The organism is Plantibacter elymi (nom. nud.) (assembly GCF_900177795.1).
GTDB lineage: Bacteria > Actinomycetota > Actinomycetes > Actinomycetales > Microbacteriaceae > Plantibacter > Plantibacter elymi.
In genome coordinates, this window is sequence record NZ_FXWJ01000003.1 from 602,526 (window position 1) to 625,429 (window position 22,904).

General features: G+C 66.7%; 19 protein-coding genes. 13 read left to right on the plus strand and 6 right to left on the minus strand.

The genetic code is table 11. The annotated features are described in order from the left end of the window. Positions 1–18: 18 nt before the first annotated feature. From CCK91_RS12230 to CCK91_RS12245, 4 genes are all read left to right on the plus strand, one after another. Entirely contained in the window at positions 19–297 is a 279-nt protein-coding gene (locus CCK91_RS12230; protein WP_086474233.1) for a hypothetical protein, read from the plus strand. Then, entirely contained in the window at positions 294–1,355 is a 1,062-nt protein-coding gene (locus CCK91_RS12235; protein WP_086474234.1) for a Glu/Leu/Phe/Val dehydrogenase family protein, read from the plus strand. The genes CCK91_RS12230 and CCK91_RS12235 overlap by 4 nt, the downstream gene beginning before the upstream one ends. 63 nt (positions 1,356–1,418) lie before the next feature. Next, positions 1,419–2,945, plus strand: coding sequence for an amidohydrolase family protein (locus CCK91_RS12240; protein WP_207568226.1), 1,527 nt, complete (start codon positions 1,419–1,421; stop codon positions 2,943–2,945). Between the two features lie 93 nt (positions 2,946–3,038). Continuing rightward, entirely contained in the window at positions 3,039–4,184 is a 1,146-nt protein-coding gene (locus tag CCK91_RS12245; RefSeq protein WP_086474235.1) for an NAD(P)/FAD-dependent oxidoreductase, read from the plus strand. 20 nt (positions 4,185–4,204) lie between these two features. Here CCK91_RS12245 and CCK91_RS12250 read toward each other — a convergent pair whose 3' ends face one another. Beyond that, a complete protein-coding gene (locus tag CCK91_RS12250) occupies positions 4,205–5,800 on the minus strand; it encodes a PucR family transcriptional regulator (RefSeq protein WP_165767038.1) in 1,596 nt (531 codons plus the stop codon). A 298-nt stretch (positions 5,801–6,098) separates the two neighbouring features. On the opposite strand from CCK91_RS12250, the gene CCK91_RS12255 reads away from it, so the two are divergent. From CCK91_RS12255 to CCK91_RS12280, 6 genes are all read left to right on the plus strand, one after another. After that, the gene (locus CCK91_RS12255; protein WP_165767039.1) at positions 6,099–7,646 is read left to right on the plus strand and encodes an ABC transporter substrate-binding protein; all 1,548 of its coding nucleotides are present in this window, start codon (positions 6,099–6,101) and stop codon (positions 7,644–7,646) included. Between the two features lie 57 nt (positions 7,647–7,703). Next, on the plus strand, positions 7,704–8,645 hold the full coding sequence (locus tag CCK91_RS12260; RefSeq protein WP_086474238.1) for an ABC transporter permease: 942 nt from the start codon (positions 7,704–7,706) through the stop codon (positions 8,643–8,645). After that, positions 8,642–10,504 (plus strand): dipeptide/oligopeptide/nickel ABC transporter permease/ATP-binding protein, encoded by a 1,863-nt coding sequence (locus CCK91_RS12265; protein WP_086474239.1) that lies wholly within the window; start codon positions 8,642–8,644, stop codon positions 10,502–10,504. The genes CCK91_RS12260 and CCK91_RS12265 overlap by 4 nt, the downstream gene beginning before the upstream one ends. After that, positions 10,501–11,316: an ATP-binding cassette domain-containing protein gene (locus CCK91_RS12270; protein ID WP_086474240.1), complete on the plus strand. Its 816-nt coding sequence runs from the start codon at positions 10,501–10,503 to the stop codon at positions 11,314–11,316. The genes CCK91_RS12265 and CCK91_RS12270 overlap by 4 nt, the downstream gene beginning before the upstream one ends. Next, complete coding sequence (locus tag CCK91_RS12275; RefSeq protein WP_086474241.1) at positions 11,313–12,272, plus strand: alpha/beta hydrolase; 960 nt, start codon at positions 11,313–11,315, stop codon at positions 12,270–12,272. The genes CCK91_RS12270 and CCK91_RS12275 overlap by 4 nt, the downstream gene beginning before the upstream one ends. Positions 12,273–12,371: 99 nt before the next feature. After that, the gene (locus CCK91_RS12280) at positions 12,372–13,337 is read left to right on the plus strand and encodes an alpha/beta hydrolase (RefSeq protein ID WP_086474242.1); all 966 of its coding nucleotides are present in this window, start codon (positions 12,372–12,374) and stop codon (positions 13,335–13,337) included. A gap of 70 nt (positions 13,338–13,407) precedes the next feature. On the opposite strand, the gene CCK91_RS12285 is transcribed toward CCK91_RS12280, so the two are convergent. From CCK91_RS12285 to CCK91_RS12295, 3 genes are read right to left on the minus strand one after another with little or no spacing between them, the layout of a single operon-like run. Continuing rightward, the gene (locus tag CCK91_RS12285) at positions 13,408–15,681 is read right to left on the minus strand and encodes a heavy metal translocating P-type ATPase (protein ID WP_086474243.1); all 2,274 of its coding nucleotides are present in this window, start codon (positions 15,679–15,681) and stop codon (positions 13,408–13,410) included. Beyond that, positions 15,678–17,750, minus strand: a complete 2,073-nt coding sequence (locus tag CCK91_RS12290) for a cytochrome c oxidase assembly protein (RefSeq protein ID WP_086474244.1) — start codon at positions 17,748–17,750, stop codon at positions 15,678–15,680. The genes CCK91_RS12285 and CCK91_RS12290 overlap by 4 nt, the downstream gene beginning before the upstream one ends. A gap of 10 nt (positions 17,751–17,760) precedes the next feature. Then, positions 17,761–17,985: a heavy-metal-associated domain-containing protein gene (locus tag CCK91_RS12295; RefSeq protein WP_086474245.1), complete on the minus strand. Its 225-nt coding sequence runs from the start codon at positions 17,983–17,985 to the stop codon at positions 17,761–17,763. 119 nt (positions 17,986–18,104) lie between these two features. Here CCK91_RS12295 and CCK91_RS12300 point away from each other — a divergent pair, with 119 nt between their 5' ends. The 3 genes from CCK91_RS12300 (at position 18,105) to CCK91_RS12310 (ending at position 20,658) form a co-directional block, all read left to right on the plus strand. Beyond that, positions 18,105–18,485, plus strand: coding sequence for a BlaI/MecI/CopY family transcriptional regulator (locus CCK91_RS12300; RefSeq protein WP_086474246.1), 381 nt, complete (start codon positions 18,105–18,107; stop codon positions 18,483–18,485). Between the two features lie 4 nt (positions 18,486–18,489). Then, complete coding sequence (locus CCK91_RS12305) at positions 18,490–19,356, plus strand: M56 family metallopeptidase (RefSeq protein WP_165767040.1); 867 nt, start codon at positions 18,490–18,492, stop codon at positions 19,354–19,356. 483 nt (positions 19,357–19,839) lie between these two features. Then, positions 19,840–20,658, plus strand: coding sequence for an ABC transporter substrate-binding protein (locus CCK91_RS12310; RefSeq protein ID WP_255378000.1), 819 nt, complete (start codon positions 19,840–19,842; stop codon positions 20,656–20,658). A 29-nt stretch (positions 20,659–20,687) separates the two neighbouring features. On the opposite strand, the gene CCK91_RS12315 is transcribed toward CCK91_RS12310, so the two are convergent. Beyond that, complete coding sequence (locus CCK91_RS12315) at positions 20,688–21,494, minus strand: ABC transporter ATP-binding protein (RefSeq protein ID WP_086474249.1); 807 nt, start codon at positions 21,492–21,494, stop codon at positions 20,688–20,690. After that, positions 21,491–22,492, minus strand: coding sequence for a FecCD family ABC transporter permease (locus tag CCK91_RS12320; RefSeq protein ID WP_242664527.1), 1,002 nt, complete (start codon positions 22,490–22,492; stop codon positions 21,491–21,493). The genes CCK91_RS12315 and CCK91_RS12320 overlap by 4 nt, the downstream gene beginning before the upstream one ends. Positions 22,493–22,904 lie beyond the last annotated feature (412 nt).

The following is a 22,904-nucleotide window of genomic DNA, read 5'->3' on the forward strand; positions in this document are numbered from 1 at the left end:
GGTGGAGACCATCTGCGTATGGATGCCGAGGCTGTGACCACCGTGGAGGTCGTCGTAAGCGACGACCCGACGGCCCTCAGCCGCATTGTGCGGCTGGTCTCGACGCAACCGTTCTCATTGACCAGGCTGCAGTTCCGGAACACCCCGAGCATCGAGAACGGCCTGGTCCTCATGGACGTCGTGGCACACGGCCGTGCCGAACTGCTCAGCAAGCGCTTGAACCGGATCGTGTCAGTGCAGCGCGTGCGCATCCTCGATCGACAGCCGTCCTCCCCCACCACGAAGGAACGAAGATGACCTACGCCCCCCTGCCTGAGTTCGACCACGAGCACGTGACAACTGTGTCGGGAGCACGGTCGGGCATCACCATCACGGTAGCGATCCACTCGAGCCGCCTCGGTCCCGCGCTCGGCGGCTGCCGCCTGTCGAACTACGACAGCTGGGCTGACGGTGTCACGGATGCCCTGCAGCTGTCCGCAGCCATGACCCTCAAGAACGCAGCGGCGGGACTCGACGCCGGCGGCGGCAAAGCCGTGATCACGCTGGGCACCGGCGAGACGCTCGATCTCCAGCGGCGGCGCGATGTCCTGTTCGACCTGGGTGACCTCGTCGAATCCCTGGACGGCCGGTACCGCACGGCCGAGGACGTCGGCATCGACCAAGACGACCTGCGCATCGTGGCCGAACGCACCCGGCATGTGGTCGGTCTTCCTGGGCACACGCCGGGCCGCGGGGGGCCCGCCCAGGACACAGCCCTCGGCGTCTACGCCAGCATCTACGCCACGCTCGAAGCCATGGGCACACCCGGCGTCGTGGGGAGGACCGTCACGATCTCAGGGCTCGGTCAGGTGGGTGGCCGACTTGCGCGGCTGCTCACCGCCGATGGCGCACAACTGATCGTCGCCGACGTGGATCCCTCGCGCAGGACCCTTGCGGACGAACTCGGCGCCCGGTGGGTGTCCGCTGACGATGTGCTCGTGACCCCTGCGGAGGTGTTCGTCCCTGCCGCTCTAGGTGGCGTTCTGACCGCGACGACCATCGACGTGCTGGCCGTCCGCGCCGTCGTGGGCCCGGCGAACAACCAGCTCGCTGTCCGCGACGGGGCGGATCGTCTAGCCGAGCGAGGCATCCTCTACGCGCCCGACTTCGTCGTCAACGCCGGCGGAGTCATCGGCCTGGCGATGGCAACAGAGGGTGCCGACCGGGCGCTCATCGACCAGCGGGTCCGCGCCATCGGCGACACCCTCCGAGCATCGTTCCGCGAAGCTCAGGATCAGGGCATCACCCCTCTCGCCGCCGCCGAGGGGATCGCTGCCGCGCGGTTGGCCGACGCGGTTGGCCAACCGCACAAGTAGCACTCGACGATTGTGGTCCTCAGGACAACAAGACGCCCGAGCCCGAGAGGTAGCGTGGCACTCGTGCTGAACCGAGACGAAGAACCCCTCACGCGCCCCTGCCAGATCTTGTTCGTCGGCGGCAGGGTCATCGATCCCGAAACCGGCTTGGACGCGGTACGCAACGTCGGAGTGCTGGGCGGGTCGATCGCGTACATCGGCCAGGGGTTCCCCCATTCGAATTCGATCGTGGACGTCACTGGTCTGGTGATCGCACCCGGCTTCATCGACATGCACAGCCATGCTCAGTCACCGACCGGCCTCCTGCTGCAAGCTCTGGACGGCGTAACGACGGCCCTCGACCTCGAGGCCGGTGCCTTGCCCATCTCCGTGGTGTACGAACGGGCCGAAGCCGAGGGGCGACCCATCAACTTCGGGTTCTCGTCATCCTGGGCGCTTGCCCGGATGCAGGTCCTCGATGCCGTACCGCTCCCCGACGCGAGGACCGCGGACCCGCTGCCGGAGCCGATCCACGTGTTCGAGGAGAACCAGACGAGAGCACGGTGGAACACCCCGGCCAGCGAATGGGAGGTCTCAGCCATCCTGGATCGTGTGGAGCAGGGAGTGCACGAGGGCGGCATCGGTATCGGTGTGCTCCTCGGCTACTCCCCCGAGTCCGGACGCGAAGAGTTCTTCCGCACCGCGCAGCTGGCCGAGCGGCTGGGCGTGCCTGCCTTCACGCACTCCCGACAAATGTCGAACATCGAACCCGGTTCGTCCCTGGACGGTGCGCTCGAGATCATCGGCGCGGCCGCGGGAACGGGCGCCGCGTTGCACATCTGCCACATCAACAGCACCTCGCTCCAGCGCATCGACGACGTCGGTCTCGCCGTGGAGAATGCTCAGGCGCGCGGCAATCGCGTCACCACGGAGGCCTACCCGTATGCAGCCGGTTCCACGGGCGTGGGGGCTGCGTTCTTCGAACCCGACAAGCTCGACCGGCTGGGGATCACGACTCGGTCGATCCAGTACCTTCCCACGGGTGAACGCATCGCCTCAGTGGATCGCCTGGTCGAGCTCCGTCAGACGGATCCCGGCGGGATGTGCATCATCGATTTCCTGGACACCGATGATCCGACGCAGCTGGCGATGCTCATCCGCGGACTCACCATGCCCGGTGGCGTCATCGCCTCCGACTCGATGCCACTCACGCACGGGCCTCACCGGGTGTACAACGAATGGCCACCACCGGAAGGGGCACTCACCCACCCCCGCAGTGCCGGCTGCTTCGCGCGCACCTTGGGCTGGCTGGTTCGGGAGCTCGGTGTCCTCACGCTGATGGATGCTTTGGCGAGGGTGACGTCGGTTCCCGCGTCGATCCTCGAGGACTCAGTCCCTGCCATGCGGAAGAAGGGACGCGTGCAGGTCGGGGCGGATGCCGATCTCGCGATCTTCGATCCCGAGACCATCTCCGATCGCGCCACCTTCGAGACGCTGAGAGCGTCGACAGGATTCCGGCACGTGGTCGTGGGCGGTACCTTCGTCGTCCGAGACGGCGCCGCCATCGCCACGAGCCGTCCGGGTCGCGCGATTCGCAGCGAACGGCGCTGACCCAGGTCTCGGAGGGCCGACGAACCAACTGCGGGCCAGATCGTTGTCCGATCGAACGATGCTTCATGGCGCGGCCCTTGGTGGAATAGCGGCGTGTACACCGACATGACCAGCCCCGCCACTGCGACGCAAGTTCCTCAGACCGCCGACATCGTCATCGTGGGCGGCGGGATCGCCGGCGTCTCGCTGGCGGCGGAGATCGGCGATCGGGCCCGCGTGGTGGTGCTCGAGACCGAGGACGCCCTGTTCCGGCACACGAGCAGTCGCTCCGCCCAGCAGGTCCAGCCCAGCTACGGGCCGCCGGCGATCCGGCGACTCACCGCCACCACCCTGGACCTCCTCCGAGCGCTCGACGAGCGTGCGCCCGATCCCGTCCTCTCGCCCCGAACCCTGTACGTCGTTGGATTGGACGACTCGTCCATGGTCCAGCGGATGGCGGACCAAGGAACCGGGCTGCGAATGACGACCCCCGCCGAAGTCGAGGACGCCATTCCGGGCGTTCTCCCGGGGCTCGTTCGCGAGGTCGCGGCGGACGACCGCGCGAGTGAGGTCAAGGTCGATGTCCTCCTCAGCAGGTACGCGCAGCGCGCCCAGCTGGCGGGCGTCGAGTTTGTGTCGCGTGCGAAGCTGACCGCGGTCGCGCGCGTTGGCTCCAGCTATCGGCTCAACACGACCGCGGGGACCATCACCACCCCCATCATCGTCAATGCTGCAGGTGCGTGGGCCGACGATGTCGCTGTCCTTGCAGGGTCACAACCTCTGGGCCTCACTCCGCTACGTCGCACCGTGATCCTCGCCGCACCGACCCGGACGCCGATCGGCGCGGCCTGGCCGATGCTGTACGACGCCGCCGGCTCGGTCTATTTCAGGCCGCGGGGTGGAGACGTCCTCGCCTCACCCCTGGAGGACGAGGCGAGCGTCGCCGAGAATGCGCGTCCGCGACGAGCGGTGGTCGAGCAGACCCTCGCGAGGCTCAACGCACTGACGTCCTTCGAGGTGACGACCGCCCGCGAGGCATGGACCGGGCTTCGCACCGTCTCCCCCGACGACGTACCCGCGGTGGGGTTCGACGGTGATGTCGACGGGCTCTTCTGGCTTGCCGGGCAGGGCGGCTACGGGATCCAGACCTCTGCGGCGATCTCCATCCTCGCTGCCGCGGCCATCCTCGGTGCAGTGAGTCCGCTGACGATGGACGATCAGTCGGCGTTCGAGAGCATGGACCCGAACCGATTCGGGTGAAGCCTGCCTCGTGCGATCGCTCACTCGGGCGTCGACGAGTGTTGCAGGATCCGGAGTTGCAGCATCAGCGAGAACCTCGATTCGCTGTTCCCGAGGTCGACCTCACCGATTTCGGCCACCCGACGTAGGCGGTACCGGAAGGTGTTGGCGTGGACGTGGAGCGACACGGCCGCCGCTGACACGTCCCCGAATGCGTCGAGCCACGCCCTGAGGGTGGCCACCAGATCGGTGTCGTGATGCGTGTCGTACCTGATCAGACGCTCCAGCGGACCCATCGGCTGGACATGCTCAGCGGCCATGAGATCGGTGAGACGCTGCAGGAGCACCGCATCCTGCAGCTCGGCTGCGAGCAGGAGCATGGGCACGGCCGGCCGCGGTCGGACCGGCTGGAGGAGCAGCGCCCTGAGCGCCTGGTCGGCCGATCTCCGGCTGTCGGGTATGTCGGCGGCATCTCCCACGCTGTCGCCGATGACGGCCAGCAACGCCTGGGCGCTCCATGTCTTCACGAAGATCTTGATCGTCGCGGCGACGGTCACGTCGCCGTTCTTACCGAGGGGAACGACCGCATAGAGATGTCCGTCGACCAGCGCGCTGCGTGCCTTGGGGAACGTCCCTCTGATGTGGGAGCCGAACACGAGCGCCGCCTCGCGCATGGCCGTGTCCATGGCACCCGGCTCTTGGGAGGCGATCGCCACGACCACCCATCGAGACCGCGTGATGCCGAGCTTGAACGCCTCCTCGCGCGCCGTCGGCCCGCCACGCATGAGGCCGAGCACCTGGGCGGCCGTGCCCGCCTGGGCCGCGCGTTCTCCGGCCGCCAGCTCGGCGACGCGTGGCGCGACCATCGCGGCACCCTGCAGCAGGGCCTCATGCAGATCCGTGCTCGGCCCGGCCGCGGTGGCCGCCCAGATCGATCCGAGCGTGCGGCCCTGGTGATGCAAGCGCACGACGGCGCGCGGGATCGTGCCGCCGACACCCTCCGTCGGAACGTGCACCACCTCGTCGCGCCCGTAGATGCGTGTGAAGAACCCTTCGGAACGGAGGAAGTCGGTGTTGTGCTGGGACACCTGTCGAGCCAACACGGTGGCCTTGCGGGCTTCGTCCGCCCGGTTCTGGTCGTCCGAGAACGCGAGGATCTTCGAACCGAGGTCCTCGATCGTGACGGGGGCGCCCACCATCTGGGCGACGGCGTTGGCGAGGGCGAAGAGGTCTTCGGCAGCCGGCCCGCTGGTGATCCGATCGGGCGTGAGCGCGTCACCGAGGATCTGATGCACGGAGACGATGAGGTGGCGCCAGGTGTATCCGTCAGCAAGCTCGAACACGGCAATACCGCGCTCGACGGCCAGACGCACCGCGTCACGAGGTGCGGTCACCGCGCTGCGCACGATCACCGCGACGACGCTGCTGAGACTCGCCTCGGTGAGCAGCTCGCCGAGGGCTTCGGTGCCGGCCACGCCCGGACAGAGGAGGATGGCACTCTCGGTGGTCGTGATCGGCTCGAGTGGGTCGTAGTACAGGACGTCCACCACGGGGGCGGAGGCCACGATCCTCCCGGCGATGAGTTCGAGCGCAACAGGCCCGAGCTCGTCGAGCATCTTTCCCAGGGCGACCGTCACGACACACCACGCTTTCCTGCGCCGAATCACCTGAGGCCCGGCATCGAGCACGACTGTACAAGAGTCCGACCGTGATGGCGGACCAAGACCCTTGGCCGACTGGACAAACTCCTGCAGCTCTTTCTGGTGGACGCAACATAGCGAGGACGTTTCACTCGGCATACCTTCTATTCCCAAGGGGTCCCCCGATCCCCGCCGCAGCGTACGTAGACCCTGACCGAACCGGACGTCCTTCGGCACAGCTGCTGGTGCACCACCCACGCACCCTTCGCCTACGAAAGTGGAAACCATGACAACGATGTTCTCTCCACGTGCACGACGAGCGGTGGCCCTCGGAGCCTCCCTCGCCGTCGCTGCAGTCACCCTCGTCGCTTGCACCGGGGCGCCCTCGGCGTCGTCGGCCAAGGAACTCACGGTCGCCATGCAGACCAACCCGTCCTCGCTCGACCCCGCCCTCCTCGACGCCGGCCTGACCTACTACGCCGACCTCGCGTACAGCCCGCTCATCATCCGTGGTTCCGACGGAACCCTCCGAGGAGGGCTCGCCACCGATTGGGGATACGTCGGCGAGGGCAACACCACCTTCCAACTCACGCTCCGACAGGGCGTCGAGTTCTCGGACGGTGGCAAGCTCACCTCCCAAGGGGTCGTGGACCACCTCAACTACGTGCAGTCCGCCGGCGCGACGCCCTCGACCTGGCTCAGTGGCGCGACCTTCGCGGCGATCGACGACCAGACCGTCCAGGTGTCCCTGGCGAGCCCCGTCCCCGGCGTGGAGTTCTTCTTCACGCAATTCGGCACGGGCCTCGCGGACGTGATCAGCCCCGACGGCCTCGCCGACCCGTCTGCACTGGGGACCAGCACCCACGGTGCGGGCCCTTACATGCTCGACGAGGACGCCACGGTCACCGGTGACCACTACGTGTTCACCCCGAACCCCAACTACTGGGACCCCAAGAACGTGCACTGGGACAAGGTCACGATCAAGGTCATCGCGAATCAGAGCTCGATCCTGAACTCTATGAAGTCCGGGCAGGTCGACATTGCGCCCTTCGACTACACGACGGCCGCCGATGCCAAGGCCGCGAGCCTGAACGTGCATTCCGTGCCCAACGTATTCACGGGCCTCAACCTGCTCGACCGCGCGGGAAGTATCGTGCCCGCCCTCGGCGACGTCCGAGTACGTCAGGCGATCAATTTCGCGATCGACCGCAAGGCTGTTGGCGAGGCGCTGTACGGCGAGTTCGCGGATCCGACGACGCAGACTACGCAGGACGTCGGTTTCCAGGAGGAGCTCGACGACTACTACTCCTACGACCCTGACAAGGCTCGCGAGCTGCTCGCCGAGGCCGGGTACCCCGACGGCTTCGAGTTCAGTGTGGCCTCCACGCCGTTCTTCAACGGCGACACCATGGTGCAGGCCATCGCGGGTCAACTCGCGAAGGTGGGCATCACGGTGAACATGGAGAGCATCGCCGACACCAACGAGTGGGCGACGCGGATGTCGTCAGGTGAGTTCCCCGCAGCCTCGATCGGGTACGGCAGCCTCCCCCTGTCGGTCGAGGGTCCCGGTCTCTTCTTGCCGACCGCCTTCTTCAACGGCCTCCACAGCGAGGACGCCCAGCTCACCGAGCTCTACAACCAGCTGCTGGTCGCTGCCCCCGACGACGTCCAGCGGGTCAGCGAAGCGCTGGAGAAGCGTCTGGTGGAACTCGCCTGGTTCGCCCCCGTCGGTTGGGCTCCCCTGGGGTACTACTGGTCCGACAAGGTCGACTCGGCTGCGATGAACGCGACGACCGGGCTGTCGCCCAGCGCTGCGATCATCGACATCAAGCCCGCCGACTGACTCTCGACACCAAGGAATCGCCATGAGCACCAGCCACCTCGTTGAACGGGATCCGTCATGATTCGTCTGTTGGCGAGGTGGCTGGGTACCTCGGCCTTACTCCTGTTCGTGGTCTCGGCGTTGACCTTCGTGCTCACCGCTCTCGCGCCAGGAGACGCCGCTCGCGTCATCCTCGGCAAGAACGGCACCGACGAGCAATATCAAGCACTGCGAGCGCAACTCGGTCTGGACGATCCGCTTCCGCTCCGGTATTGGCACTGGCTCAGCGGTGCCCTCCACGGAGACCTCGGCGTGTCGATCTACAGCCAGCAGAGCGTGACAGACATGATCAGCGGTCGCCTGGCTCCGACGCTCGCCCTGGTGGTCGGCGGCCTGCTCTTCTCCGCCGTGTTGGGCATCGCTCTGGGGATCGCCAGTGCTCGCAGCCGCGGGGCGCTCTCCAGGGCGACGGATGTGCTCTCGCTCCTGGGTGTGTCCATTCCGACGTTCTGGCTGGGGTTCATCCTCGTGATCGCGTTTGCGGTCGCCCTGCCGGTGTTCCCTGCTACCGGCTACGTCGACTTCGCCAGTTCGCCATCCGAATGGGCGAGGAGTCTGGTCCTCCCGGTCGTGACGCTCGGCGTGGGAGGAGTGGCATTGATCGCGAAGCAGACGAGAGACGCAATGAGTAAGCAGCTCAGCCTCGAGTACGTGAATGCGATGCGAGCCCAGGGCCTGTCGGAACGCTCGATCGTCTACCGTCACGTCTTGAAGAACGCGGCGGTTCCCATCGCGACCGTCCTCGGCTTGTTGTTCACGGGGCTGTTCAGCGGCACCGTAATCGTCGAGAACGTATTCGCCCTTCCCGGGTTGGGTGGCTTGGTCGTTCAGGCCACGGTGTCGCACGACATTCCCGTCGTCGAAGGCGTGGCACTGGTCTTCGCCCTCGTCGTCGTCCTCACCAACCTCGTCGTCGACCTCAGCTACGGGTTGCTCAACCCACGAACGAGGATGTCATGAACCCTGTACGCACCTTTCTCCGCAAGCCGGTCGCCGTCGTGGCGTTCGTGTTCCTCACGGTGACCGTCCTCGCCTGCGTCTTCGCCTCCAAGCTCGCACCCTTCGACCCCATCGCCCAGGACCTCGGGTCGGCGAACTCTCTCCCGACCGCCGAACATCCGCTCGGCGCCGACACCCTTGGCCGGGACCTGTTGAGCCGCCTCCTCTACGGCGGACAGGTGACGCTCTCGGGTGCGCTCATCGCCGTGCTCGTGTTCACTGTCCTCGGACTCACCCTCGGCATGATCGCGGGCTACGTACGCGGACTGATCGACGTGGTGCTGACCAAAGTGGTCGAGGTGCTGTTCGCCGTGCCCGTCATCATCATCCTGCTCGTGGTCCTCTCGGTGTTCAGCCAGAACCTCGTGGTCGCCATGGTCACCTTGGGTGTCCTCGGCTTCGGTGGGCTCTTCAGGGTCGTCCGAGCCACGACGATCGCGGCCGCAGGCGAACTGTACGTCAAGGCGGCGCGCGCGTCCGGCCTGCGACACGGGGCCATCCTCTGGCGCCATATCCTCCCCAATCTCTGGGGTCCCGTCATCGTCCAGGTGTCGCTGTTCGCCGCCTCGGCTGTCCTCGTCGAAAGCGGTCTGGCATTTCTCGGCTTCTCGGTGAAAGCACCCGACCCGAGCTGGGGCTCGATGATCAGCGAGGCCTCACAAGCCCTGAGTCGGTACCCCTGGTTGCTGGTGCCGCCGGGTGCGACCATCGCACTCGTCGTCCTGTGTCTCGGCCTCATCGGCGACGGGGTCCGCGACGCGATCGCTCGAGAGGGCAGGTCGCGGGGACGGTCCGTCGGTGCCATCACCATTCCTGACCGGGATGTCCCTGCAGCGAGCCGATCGGCACTCTTGAGCGTGCGGAACCTGTCCGTCGGGTTCGGGCGAGGGAACGATACGACGGTCGTCGTGCGAAACGTGAACTTCGACGTCAAGCGTGGAGAGGCGCTCGGGATCGTCGGCGAATCCGGCAGCGGGAAGACGGTCACCGCCCGGGCGTTGATCGGACTGCTCGGGGACGGCGGACGCCCGCTCGGAGGGTCCATCACGTTCGACGGCAGCGAGCTCGGCACACTCGGCAAGTCCGCGCTGGCGCGGCTCCGGGGATCGGGCATCGGGCTCATCCCGCAGGAGCCGATGAACACGCTCGACCCGGTCTTCACGATCGGCTCGCAGCTCCGAGAAGTCATCCGTCGGCATGACAAGACCCCAGGACGGGCGACACACGAGCGGGCTGTCGAACTGCTTGAGCTGGTGGGTCTCCCCGACCCGGAGACCGTGCTCCGGAAGTACCCCCACGAGTTGTCCGGCGGAATGGCACAGCGCATCGGCATCGCCCTCGCACTCGCGGGGCGTCCGAAGCTGCTCATCGCCGATGAGCCGACCACGGCGCTCGATGTGACGGTCCAGCAGCAGATCCTCGACCTGCTGGTGGAACTCCGAGCTCGATTCGGGATGGCGCTCGTGCTCGTGACCCATGACTGGGGAGTCCTGGCCGACGTGTGCGATCGAGCCGTCGTCATGTACGCCGGCGAGGTCGTCGAAGAGGCGACCGTTGTCGACCTCTATGAGAGGCCGCTCCACCCGTACACCCGGGCACTGATCGCGGCCAACCCGCACGGCGCCGAGCCGGGGGTGCCGCTGCCGAGCATCCCCGGTCAGGTTCCGGCACCTGTGGCCTGGCCGGCAGGCTGCCACTTCGCGAGCCGGTGCCCGCTCGCCCTCGATGCCTGCCGCGAGGCTCCGATCGCCATGGCCCATCCTGAACACGACCGTAGGAGCCGGTGCATCCGCATCGACGCACTGGAGGAGGCATCATGAGCGAACTGCTCGAAGTCAGCGATCTCACCGTCGCGTATTCGCGCGGGTTCCGTCGCTCGCCCCTGCTCGCCAACGATCGGGTCTCGGTCTCGATCCCCCGCGGGAAGACCCTCGGCATCGTCGGAGAGAGCGGATCCGGCAAGTCAACGCTCGGCGATGCGATCCTGGGCTTCGCCCCGGTGTCGAGCGGCAGCATCCGGTTCGACGGCGAAGAACTCGTAGGGGTGTCCAGCGCACGTCGGCGCGAGCTCACCAAGCACATTCAGGTGATCTTCCAGAACCCGTACGGTTCTCTGAACCCTGCCAAGCCGGTGGGAGCGACCCTCCTCGAACCACTCATCGCCCACCGCATCGCGGAAGGTGCGGCGGCGACGGCTCGCGTGGCCGAGTGGCTGGACATCGTCGGCCTGTCCCCCGAAGCCGCGAAACGCTATCCCGGCGACTTCTCAGGAGGGCAACGCCAGCGCATCGCGATCGCCCGCGCACTGTTGATCGAACCGGACCTCGTGATCTGCGATGAGGCGGTCAGTGCGCTCGACCTGTCGATCCAGGCACAGATCCTCAATCTGCTCCTCGATCTCCAGCACCGCCTCGGCGTGAGCTACGTCTTCATCACCCACGACATGGCCGTGGTGGAGCACATGGCGGATCGCACAGCGGTGATGCACCGGGGCGTGATCGTCGAAGAGGGCCCGTCGCGCGACATCATCCACACACCGACGCACGAATACACACAGGCACTGTTGGCGGCCGCGCCCTCGCCCGATCCACGGATCCAGCAAGCGCGACGACGTGAGAGGACCGCACCGTGAGTCGCATCGTCATCGAAGCCGGCATCCGCGAGTGGCTCGTCCGCCTCGAAGAGCTGTCGTCCGAGATCGATCTCGGCGTCGATCCCCCAGATGCCCGAGGGCGTACGGCACGCCAGCGACTGAGCGACGCGGTGTTCGCCGAGTTCGGACAGCACCGCGACTGGGGCGTCACCGTCGAGGACCACGTCGTCGCGGTGCGCGGGGGCGAGATCCGAGTGCGGCACTACCGGCCGCAGGGCGCCGTCGGCGTCCTGCCCGGGTACCTCCTCCTGCACGGAGGAGCGTTCTGGGAGGGTTCGATCGACGAATCGATCAACCAGGCATTGGCATCCCAGCGCGCTGCCGAAGGGAACGTCTCGCTCTTCGATGTCGACTACCGACTCGCGCCGGAGCATCCCCATCCCACGCCGCTCGAAGACGCGTATGCGGCTCTGTACTGGGTGCACGAGCACCACGACCGACTCGGCGTGGACCCCGATCGTCTCATCATCGGCGGCGTGTCGGCGGGAGGCAACATCGCGGCCGCGCTTGCACACCTCGCGCACGACCGCGGAGGCCCATCGCTGGCCGGACAGATCCTGGAGGTCCCGCTCGTCGACTTCCGGCGGACCGATCGATTGTCGGCGGAGGGGGACGAGGTCATCGGCGAGGTCGACCTCCTCGCCGTCCTGGACGCCTACGCACCGGGTCGGTCGGCGGACGATCCGTCCCTGTCACCCGCGGCAGGCTCGTTGCAGGGCCTACCCCCGACGCACATCATGACCGCCGAGTACGACGTCATCGCCGCCGCCGCGGAGGACTACGTGGTCGCCCTGCGCGAGGCCGGTGTCGAGGTGTCGTCCACACGACACCTCGGAATGCTGCACGGCGCGCCCGGGATCACCGGGCGGGTGCGTCAGGCCCGCCTCTGGCAAGCCGAGGTGTCAGCGGTCCTGCGCGAATTCGGCGGCCGCTGAGTGCGGCCGCGTGAGCCTTCGCTGCCGGAGCGGCGCGGCCCGCGCGGCGCACCTGATCACTCCTGTCGCACTGCTGCACTCCAACGAGCCGAGGACCCCATGCCCATCGATCCGATCGCCCTGAACACCCTGTCGACCATGGCGCAACCGCCGTCGAACCCGACCCTCACTCCCGCGCAACGCCGCGACATCATCGCCGACAACCTGCAGGAGTTCATGACCACACTCCCGCGCGACAACCGGTGGGACGGCGTGGAGGTCACCGAGCTGACGATCCCGGGACCGCACCGACCGATACCGATCCGGCTCTTCCGGCCCGTCGGTGAACGCCCCCAGCTCCCGTCGGTGCTCTACTTCTTCGGCGGCGCGTTCTGGATGCGCTCGTACGAGACGGAGGACATGCTGTCCATCTGTCGTCAACTCGCCGTCGAAGGCGACTCGGTGATCGTCGAGATCGACTACGCACTCGCCCCAGAGTATCCCTATCCCGCCGCCCTACACGAGGGGATGTCGGTTCTGCGCTGGATGGCGGAGAGCGGTTCCGAGTACGGCATCGACGCCACGCGACTCGCCGTGGGAGGCCTGTCCGCAGGTGGTGCGATCGCGGCGGGGGTAGCCCTCATGGATCGCGACGGCGGGGCGCCACTTGTCCGGCTCCAGATCCTCGAGGTTCCCGGCATCGATCTGGCGCTTTCCGTCGTCGCCGACCCGCCAGCGGACTTCTCGACGTCGGACCTCGATTCGTTCCTCGAGTTCCAGCACTTCTATCTCCCTGAAGGAGTCCCGTCTGATGATCCCTACGTGTCGCCCGCAGACACCCCGTCGGTCGTGGGCCTGCCTCCAGCCCTTATCCTGACCGCCGAAATCGACGTCGTGAGGCCTGCCGCAGAGGCGTACGCCGACAGGCTCCGCCTCGCGGGTGTGATCTGCGTGTCGGTCGTGTTCGGCGGCCAGGTGCATTTCGCGCCCCAGCTCGCATCCGTGTCTCCGTCATCGCGAGCGTGGCGGGCGATGGTCACCGAGGCCGTGCGCGGTCTGCATCGGGATCCGGGTAACCCGCTCTAGCCCCGTCAGCCCTTCGCCCTGGATCGGGAGAGCGCCTACGCGATTCGTCGGAGACCTCCATCGACTGTCTTCATCCTCCCGCAACAGCCTCAACACGCTTCGTCCTCGTCCGCGCAGTCGGCTGATAGTTGCGGAGTCGCAGGCTGTTGGAGACGACGAGGATTGACGACAGACTCATCGCCGCGGCGGCGATGAGCGGGTTGAGGAACCCGATCGCCGCGATGGGGATCGCCGCGAGGTTGTAGCCGAACGCCCAGATGAGGTTGCCCGTGATCGCGTTGAGGGTCCGACGCGACAGCTGGACGGCATCGACGATGACGCCGAGGTCGTCTCGAACGAGGATGATGTCGGCCGACTTCATCGCGATGTCGGTGCCGTCGACCATCGCGAGTCCGAGGTTAGCCGTCGCGAGTGCCGCCGCATCGTTGATGCCGTCCCCAACCATCGCAACCGTGCGGCCGGCATGCTGTAGTCGACGGATGATGTCGGCTTTCTCGGTCGGGAGGACTCCAGCTATGACCTCGTCCACCCCGATCAACGCGCCGACGCGATTCGCAGGCCCAGGGCCGTCGCCGCTGAGCAGGATCGTGTGCAGCCCGAGGGCACGAAGCCGTTCGACGGTCGGCGCCGCGGACTCCTTGATCGTGTCGAGGAGGGAGAACCGCGCGACACACGCGCCGTCGACGGCGAGGTACACGGTCGTGTCACCGGGCTCGGAATGCTCGCTGGAAGCGAATCCACGCAATGCTGACGGCTCCGCGAGATGGGCGGCGACGAGACGCTTGTTCCCGATGACGACGTCCCGCCCGTCGACCAGCGCCCGTGCGCCGAGCCCAGGCAGCGTCTCGTAGAGCTCGACGGGGTGCGCTTCCGCTCCCCGCTCGATCGCGTGCTCGGCGATCGCACGAGCGATGGCATGCTCCGACGACGCCTCGACGGAGCATGCCAGCCGGAGGGCGTCGAGCTCGTGGTGACCGTCGGCGAACGCCGTGGCGGTGACCCGCATCGTCCCGGAGGTCACCGTGCCCGTCTTGTCGAGCACGACCGTGTCGATCCGCCCGCTGGCTTCGAGCGCATCCTGGCCCTTGATGAGGATGCCGAGTTGGGCGGCACGACCGACGCCGACCATGAGGGCCGTCGGTGTGGCGAGGCCCAGCGCGCACGGGCAGGCGATGATGAGCACGGCGACAGCGGTACCGAAGGCGTCGCGGGGGGCCGCTCCGGCGAGGAGCCACGCCAGGCCGACGACGACCGAGAGCGCAATCACGCTCGGCACGAAGATCGTGATCACTCGGTCGACGAGCGTCTGCACGCGAGCTTTGCGTCCTTGGGCCTGCTCGGCGAGCGTCGCCATCTGCGCGAGCTGGGTGTTTGCACCGACCGATTCGGCCTCGATGACGAGCCGACCGGCGGTACTGATCGTACCGCCGACGACGGCCGAACCGGGACCGACTTCGACGGGCACCGGCTCACCGGTCATCATGCTGGCATCGAGGATCGAGCGGCCGGAGACGACCGTCCCGTCCGCCGCGATCGTCTCGCCCGCGAGTACGACGAAGTGGTCGCGCTTGCGGAGCTCGATCGTCGGGATGATCTGCTCCTCGTCGCCCCGGAGCACACGCACCTCGGTGGCCGCGAGGTCGCCGATGGCGTTCAGGACGTCGCCGGCCCGACGGCGCGACCGCGTCTCGAAGTAGCGGCCGGCGAGTTGGAAGGTCGTCATCCCCGCGGCGACGTCCAGGTAGATCGAGTCCGCGCCGGCCGGGGTCATCCCAAAGCCGAGCCAGTAGCCGGGTTCGTCCGAGACCCCGAGCAGCAGTGTGGCGACGGCCCACCCGAAGGAGGCGACGATCCCGAGCGAGACCAGCGTATCCATGCTGACGGTGCCATGGCGGAGGTTGCGGATCGTCGCGCGGTGGAAGGGCAGCGCACACCAGAACACGACCGGCACCGCGAGCATGATGCAGACGAGCTCCCAGAGGGGGAAGCGGATGGCGGGGACGAGCGCGAGGATGATGGTCAGGTCGCAGAGCGGGATCGTCAGAATCGCCGACACCGTCAACCGTCGCCGAAGGGAGGTGATCCGTTCTGCGGTGGCCCGCCGCGTCCATTCATCGTCGTTCTCGGTTCGGAGTACTGCGCTATAGCCGGCCTTTGTGACCGCTCCGATGGCGACGTCGGCGTCGCGGACGGTAACACCGCTGACGACGGCACGCTCGGTCGCGTAGTTTACCGATGCACTGACGCCTTCGAGCTTATTGAGACTGCGCTCGACACGTCCCGCGCAAGCGGCGCAGGTCATTCCGGCGATGTTCAGCTCGAGGTACTCCTCGGTCACGGTCATCTGGTCGATCCGTTCTGTGTACCCGTCACTGGCTCCGACGGCTGCTGCTGTGGTCCGCGGTGCGCCAGTCGATCCAGCATCTGGTTGTACACCTCGAACTCGTCGTCGACGCCGCTGTCGAGGTGTCGATCTTTGCGTCTGGCCTCGCGCTGATCCTGCTTCGCCCACTGGAGACAGAGAGCGACCACTACGAGCAGCAGCGGGAGTTCTCCCGCTGCCCAGGCGATGCCGCCGCCGATGTGTTGGTCGGCAAGGAGGTCGTCATACCACTGAGCGTCGATGTAGGAGTAGAAGTTCTCGGCGAAAACGGTGGTGCTCGTCATCACGGCGACCCCGAAGAAGGCGTGGAACGGCATCGCCGCGAGCACGAAGCCGAGCTTCCCCAGGGGAGGGAGCGGCTTGGGCGGGCGGTCGACCCCGATGATCAGCGCATAGAAGAGGTATCCGGTGATGAGGAAATGCACGTTCATCAGCTGGTGGGACCAGTGGAACCGCATGAGCTCACCGAACAGCGGTGAGAGGTACAGCACGTAGAACGAGCCCACGAAGGTCACGAACACGAGCAGCGGGTTGAAGATGAACCGGGCCAACCCGCTGCCGATGACGTCGGTCAGCCACTCGTGCGGTCCGGCAACCGCGTGACGCTTCGCCGACGGCGTCGCTCGGAGGAACAGGGTCACCGCGCCGCCCATGACCAGCAACACGGGGCCGAGCATGTTCAGGGCCATGTGCACGATCATGTGGATGCTGAACGACGGTCCGGAGTAGCGTCCGAAGCCGGAAGAGGTGGCGTACACGATCACCGCCCAGCCGAGAATCCATGCCACCGTCCGGCCGACCGGCCAGCGGTCGCCACGGCGACGCAACCTGACGACGGCGAGGAGGTACACGCTGACACCCGCTGCACCTGCGACCGCGAACAGGAGATTCAGGCGCCATGTGCTGATGAGGACGTCGATCGTCGGTGCCGGGATCGTCTGGAAGCCGAAGAGGATGTCCATGGCGTTGGAGGAGACGAAGTACTGCGGCGGCGGGATCCGCGTCATGACCACGGTGACCGCGATGAACGCCGCTGCGAGCACGGTGAACCCGATCGCGAACCCCGACGGCAAGGTCACCGGAGTCTGCGGCGAGGCCGAACGGTCGATGCGTCGCGCGACGAGGAACGCGAGTCCGGCGAACGCGAGGAGCAGCAGCAGACGAAGTGCGACCAGACCGCCGGTCGATGTCAGGAGGAAGCGGAGCATCACCGTCTTGAAGAACAGCATGATGAGCTCGGCGCCGAACGCTGCGACCCATGACACGACGAGCACGTTCCTCAGGCGCGTCAGGGTGAGCTTCGGGAGGCGTCCATGCTCTCGCCGCGCGGTGAACGCGACCACGAGCGGCAGGCCGAAGAGGAGCGCGACCGCGGGCGTACCGAACAGCGATGCGTCGACGCCGAAGTCGTGGCCGGGGCCCACGAGCACCTGGTGGACGACGACCGGGCTGATGAGCGCCAGGAGCGACAGGCCGATCAGGGGCAGCAGGCTGGTCCAGCTGCGCACCCACCAGCTACAGCAGAGCACGATGAACGCGCAGAGCGTGACGACGATCCAAGCCTTCGGAAGGTAGGAGGCGTCCACCAGATAGGCAAGACCGCCAGGAGCCAACACTCGATCGAGGGTGACGCCGTTGGCGTCCGCCGCATCGAACACGACCAAAGCTGAGGCCGCGAGCGCCCAGACCAGCGCCGAGACCCGGACGATGCCGAGGTCGCCGACATTGTCGATCGTGGTCCGCGAGCGTCCCGCGCGTGGTTGCAGGAATGCGGCGTAGGCCAGAGCACTGACGGTGATGGCGCCCGACCACTCGACCACGACCCGCAATGCAGCGGTGGTGACGGAGACGAGTAGACCAGGGTTGCCACGGCTGAGCGATTCGTAGCCGGTACCCCCGAGGGTGATCGTGGTACCGACCACGATTCCGCCCGACAACAGTGCTGCGCCGACGGCGATCGCTCGTGTCCGGGTGATTGTGAGGCGCGGCGCTGTGCTTGGGCGATGCCATCCGTCGTCGGTCGCAGTCATGCTCGGCGACTCACGAGTTCGTGCGCCCACCGAAGTCGTAGCCGACCGCCTCGATGGCCTGACGGATCATCTCTTCGTCGATCGGCTGCGCTGAGGTGACCGTGACGAGTCCTTCCTCGAGAGTCACCCTGACGCTGTCGAACGTCTCGAGCTCGGTGAGTTCTTGCGTCACGGAGGCGACGCAGTGCTCGCAGGTCATTCCGGAGACCCGGAAGGATTCGGTGATCGTGGGCATGGCGTGTTCTCCAGTTTCGATGGGATGTCTGTCCTGCTCGCCGGGTCCATTCTACAAGACGTAGACGCATGCACTCCCGGATGTAGAATCGCGGAGGTTGCGATCGAAGGGAACGGCTCATGGCGGGAGAGCGCTTGCGTGCGCGCGGTGAGCTAGAGAGCACCGTGCTGCGCATTCTGTGGGACAGCGCCGAGCCGCTCCGTGTCCGCGAGATCCAAGAGCACTTTCCGGACAAGCAGCCCGCCATCACCACGCTCCTCACCGTCCTCGAACGACTTCGACTGAAGGGCAGCGTGGTGCGCGAGTCGGACGGCCCGCAGGGAAACAGGTTCTCCGCGAGCACCACGGAATCCGGATATGCGGCTGATGCGATGCTGACCGCCCTGACCAGCGTCGGCGACCGTTCAGCCGCGTTAATACACTTCGCCGGCGACCTCGACGACGACGACGTGGCACTCCTCCGCTCAGCACTGGATGCTGCAGCCCGCCGTAAGCCCTGAGTCCATGCCCCTGGTCCTCGCACTCCTCGCCTACACCGGACTGACGATCGTCGCAGCGCCGCTCGTCCTGACGAGGGGGCACTGGCGCATGCGACGCCCCGGGCTCGCCCTGATCCTCTGGCACGGGGCGTTCCTGAGCGGAATAGCGGCCGCAATCGTCAGCATGGTCGTCGCGGTTGCACTCGCCGTCGGCGTCAACGGGATGGTTCCCACGATGAGGACCGATGCGTTCGGTCCGACGGTCATCGTCGTCTCAGCGTGGTTGGCCTTGGCGATTGTCGGCGGCCTGTCCGCGCTCGTCCTCGCACGCGCGGAACCACTCCTCGAGCTCGACCGCGAAGCCGAGAAATCGTTCGCGGATCTCCTCGATTCCGGATTCGCTCGCTCTGAACGCGTCGGGCGGCTCACGATCCGTTTCATCGCTTCGTCGCTCCCCATCGCTTGCACATCGCCTGGACGACGCGCGGAGGTCATCGTCTCCACCCGCCTGCAGGATGAGCTCAGTGCCGGCGAGCTTCGCGCCGTGATCGAGCACGAGCGCGCTCATCTGCGACACCGGCATGCGCTCGTGAAGCGACTCGCCCTGATCAACTCCGCCTGTCTGCCGGGCGTGCTGGGGGCGACGGAATTCAAGCGCGCGACCGATCTGCTGATCGAGCTCATCGCTGACGACAGCGCAGCCCGTGTGTGCGGGCATCACCAGGTCTCGATGGCGTTGGCTCGCATCGCTGAGCTTCGTAGCAGCGCCGGCCTGGTCGCCCGATCTGATCGCTTACTGCAGCTGTCCCCGAATCATGTCAGGGCAACGCAACGACGAGCCGACGCGCGCCCCTCCGTCAGCGCCGAGGGCGTCTTCTATCTCCCCTGTTGAATCGGTGAGCCCATCATGATCGCCTACGCACTGGCCTTCACTCAAGTGGCTGTCCTCGCATCGTTCATTGCACTTATCGGACTGCGGTCGCCGGAACGTGGCGAGGTTGATCAGCCATCGTCGCTGAGAGACGAGCTCTGCGACTCCATCCACGAGCTGCGCGCGCTGAGTCGGCGCCTTCGAAGGAGGTGCGAGAAGCAGCCTCGTCGAGGGACTAGTCGACCGAGATGATCGCAAAGTAGATCGCGACAAACATGGTCCTCTACGTTATGTAGAGTTGGCTTCTACTCAGGAGGTTGCATGTCGCGTCGACGCTTGCTTGTTCTGCCCGCCCTCGTGGGCACGTTGGTCGCACTGGCCGGGTGCTCGGTGGCTCCAACGGCCACCGCTGTAACAGATCCGACCCAGGGGCCGTCGGAGCCGGCATCGTCGGACTGCCCAGCGACCGTGACGATCGAGAGCCCGCCGGAACGGGTGGTGACCATGGACTCGAATGCCGCGGCGATCATGATCCGCCTCGGGCTACAGGACCGTCTGGTCGGCACTGCGGCTCCCCAGTTCATCGCCGACTACGACGGCGAGCTTCGCGCAGGTCTCGAGTCGGTACCGGTCCTCGACCAAGGCACCGGTAACAAGGAGGCGGTGATCGCCGCGAACCCAGATCTGGTCACAGGGATGTCCGCATTGGAGATCGGTGGCTTCCAGGGGAATCCGACCGCCTCTGACCTCGCTGAGAATGGCGCGAGCGCCCTGATCGCCTGCGGCGTCACGGAAGGCGGTATCACCACCGGGATCGACGCGACCTACCGGTACATCACCGCCCTCGCTCAGGTCTTCGACGTCGCCGACCGCGGAGAGGCGTTGGTTGATGAACTCAAGCAGGAGGTCGCGGCGGCGACCGCGGATCTCGGGGATGAACCTGTCCGGATCGTCACCGTCTTCGCCGTGCCGGACGGCGGCGCGGGTATCGCGGTTCGGGGTGAGTCCAGTTTTGCGAACGGGGTCCTCACCCTTGCCGGCGGAGAGAACATCGCCGGAGACCAGCGGTCGGACTTCGTGACACTCTCGGCCGAAGCGCTCACGGAAGCGGATCCGGAGGTGATCGTCGCGGCATCCGGATTCACCAAGCTCAGCGACGCGGACTTCCGCGACGCGATCCTCGACAGTCCGCTCCTCCGGGAAAGTTCAGCGGTGAAGAACCGCCATGTCGTCGTCGTGCCTTCCGGCGCATTGCTGTCGCCAGGGCTCTTGAACGTGAACGTGATTCGAGCGATCGCCGACGAGGTGGTTGCGGCCTCGTAATCCGCGCAGCGCAGACGTCGGCGGAACGCTCACCGGTCTGAGATCATTACCGCACGTCCGGGGTCGAGCTGATCGAGCGTGAGATGCGGCCGCCTCCCCCGAGCCGCGGGGAGGTAGGCACCCCGCACGCCGAAGATCGATGTGAGGACCTCTTCGGTCAGAGCCTCGGTCGGCGGACCTGCGGAGACGATCGTCCCGGCGTCGAGCACGACGAGATGGTCGGCGAATTGGATGGCGAGGTCGAGCGTGTGCAAGGCCGCGATGACCGTGGCGCCGGAGGACGAGGCGAGGCTGAGTACGTCGAACTGATGGCCAGGATCGAGGTGGTTGGTCGGCTCATCGAGAACGAGGACGTCGGGGTCGCCGACGACCGCACGAGCGAGGAGGACTCGCTGCCGTTCTCCACCCGAAAGCGCTGAGAGCGAGCGTTCAGCGAGTCCCAGGGCGCCGACACTCAGGAGCGCTCGATCGACAGCCGCACGGGCATCGCGCCGGTCACGGCCGGCGAGCACACGCGATCGCTCGGACGGAAGCCCCAACTCGACCACCTCGGCGACCGTGAGCTCGACACCGCTGAGCGCGTCCTGCGGAAGGACTCCGATTCGCCTCGCGCGCTCGGCTGGACGGAGGGCGAGTAGGTCTTCGGTTCCCACTCGGATCGTTCCACGCGTCTTGCCCGTGCCCCCGGCGAAAGCCCCGAGCAGGGTCGACTTCCCACTGCCGTTCCGCCCGACGAGGGCGGTGAACTTCCCCGCGGGGACGTCGACATCGATGTCGTGGAGAACCTCCAGTCGGCCGAATGTGACGGCCAATGACCTCACGGTGATGGCGCTCATGACCGCACACCGGCCTTTCTGACGACGGCGACGAACACCGGAACACCGACGAGCGCGGTGATGATGCCGACCGGCAACTCGGTCGGTGCGAGGAGCGTTCGAGCCCCGGTATCCGCCAGGAGCATGAGGAGGGCGCCGAGGAGTGCCGAGATGGGCAACAGCCTCCGATGCCTGCCGCCGACCAGCATCCTGGCCAGATTCGGTATCACGAGCCCGACGAAGCCGATGGTTCCGGAGATCGCGACGACGGTGCCAGTCAGGACGGCCGCGAGGGCAAAGACGAGGATTCGGGTGCGTCCGGGATGGATGCCGAGCGCAGACGCCGTCGCGTCTCCCAAGGAAAGCAGATCGAGGCGGCGGGTGAGGAACGCCAGGGCGACGAACATCAGGACCACGGGCGGCGTCGCAATACCGAGGAGTTGCCAGGTGGCGCCGGAGAGGCTCCCGAGCAGCCAGAACATGACCTGCTGTGTCGCGTCGCTGTCACCCGTGCGGAGGACCAGGAACGACGTGAGCCCGGAGAGCAGTTGCCCGATCGCGATGCCGACCAGGACCAGGCGGCCTGCATTGATGCCTGACGACGAGGTCGCGAACAGGAAGACGATCACCCCGGCGATAGCGGCGCCGGTGAACGCCCCGATCGGGAGGCTCAAGCCGGTGGAGGTTCCGATACCGATGCTCGTCAGGATGGCCACCGCGCCCAGAGATGCACCGGAGGACAGCCCCAGAGTGTACGGGTCCGCGATGGGATTGTGGACGAGAACCTGCACGAGCGCACCGGCGGTGGCAAGGCCCGCCCCGACGAGCAGGGCTTCGAGCAGGCGAGGGGTTCGGAGCTGCCAGACGATGAAGTCCGTCGCGCCAGAACCGCGACCTTGCACCCCTGCCCCGAGCGCGTTCAGCACCTCGCCGGGCGTGATCGGAACTGCTCCGACACCGATGGCGACGACCGCGCTGACGACGATGACCGCGATGAGAACACCCACGAGGATGGGCATCGGGCACCGTCCGAACAGCCCGGAGGTGCGTCGCCGAGCGGCCGCTAAACGATCACAGGGCATCTACAGACAACTTTCTCCGAGGGGACGGCATCAGGGCTTGCACCGGAGCGTCGCGGGCTTCGTGAGGACCTCCACGCAGGCGCTACAAGTAACTCTACAAGTCGTAGAATTGTGATTCACGCGTCGAACAACGACCGGAGGGTCAGTCGGAAACGCGGGCAAGCAGACATGCCAGCCGGGGAGCGGGTGCAAGCTGAGGGTGGTTCTGCACGGGGACGCATCCAACACTGCTCGTTTCTACGGGCACTGGGTCGATGAAGAGTCCAGTTCTGAGCCTGTCGATGTGTGTGAAGAGCTCAATGGCCGCCATGACGGTTCGGAGCGACGGCCCCCGGATGTTCAGACGAGT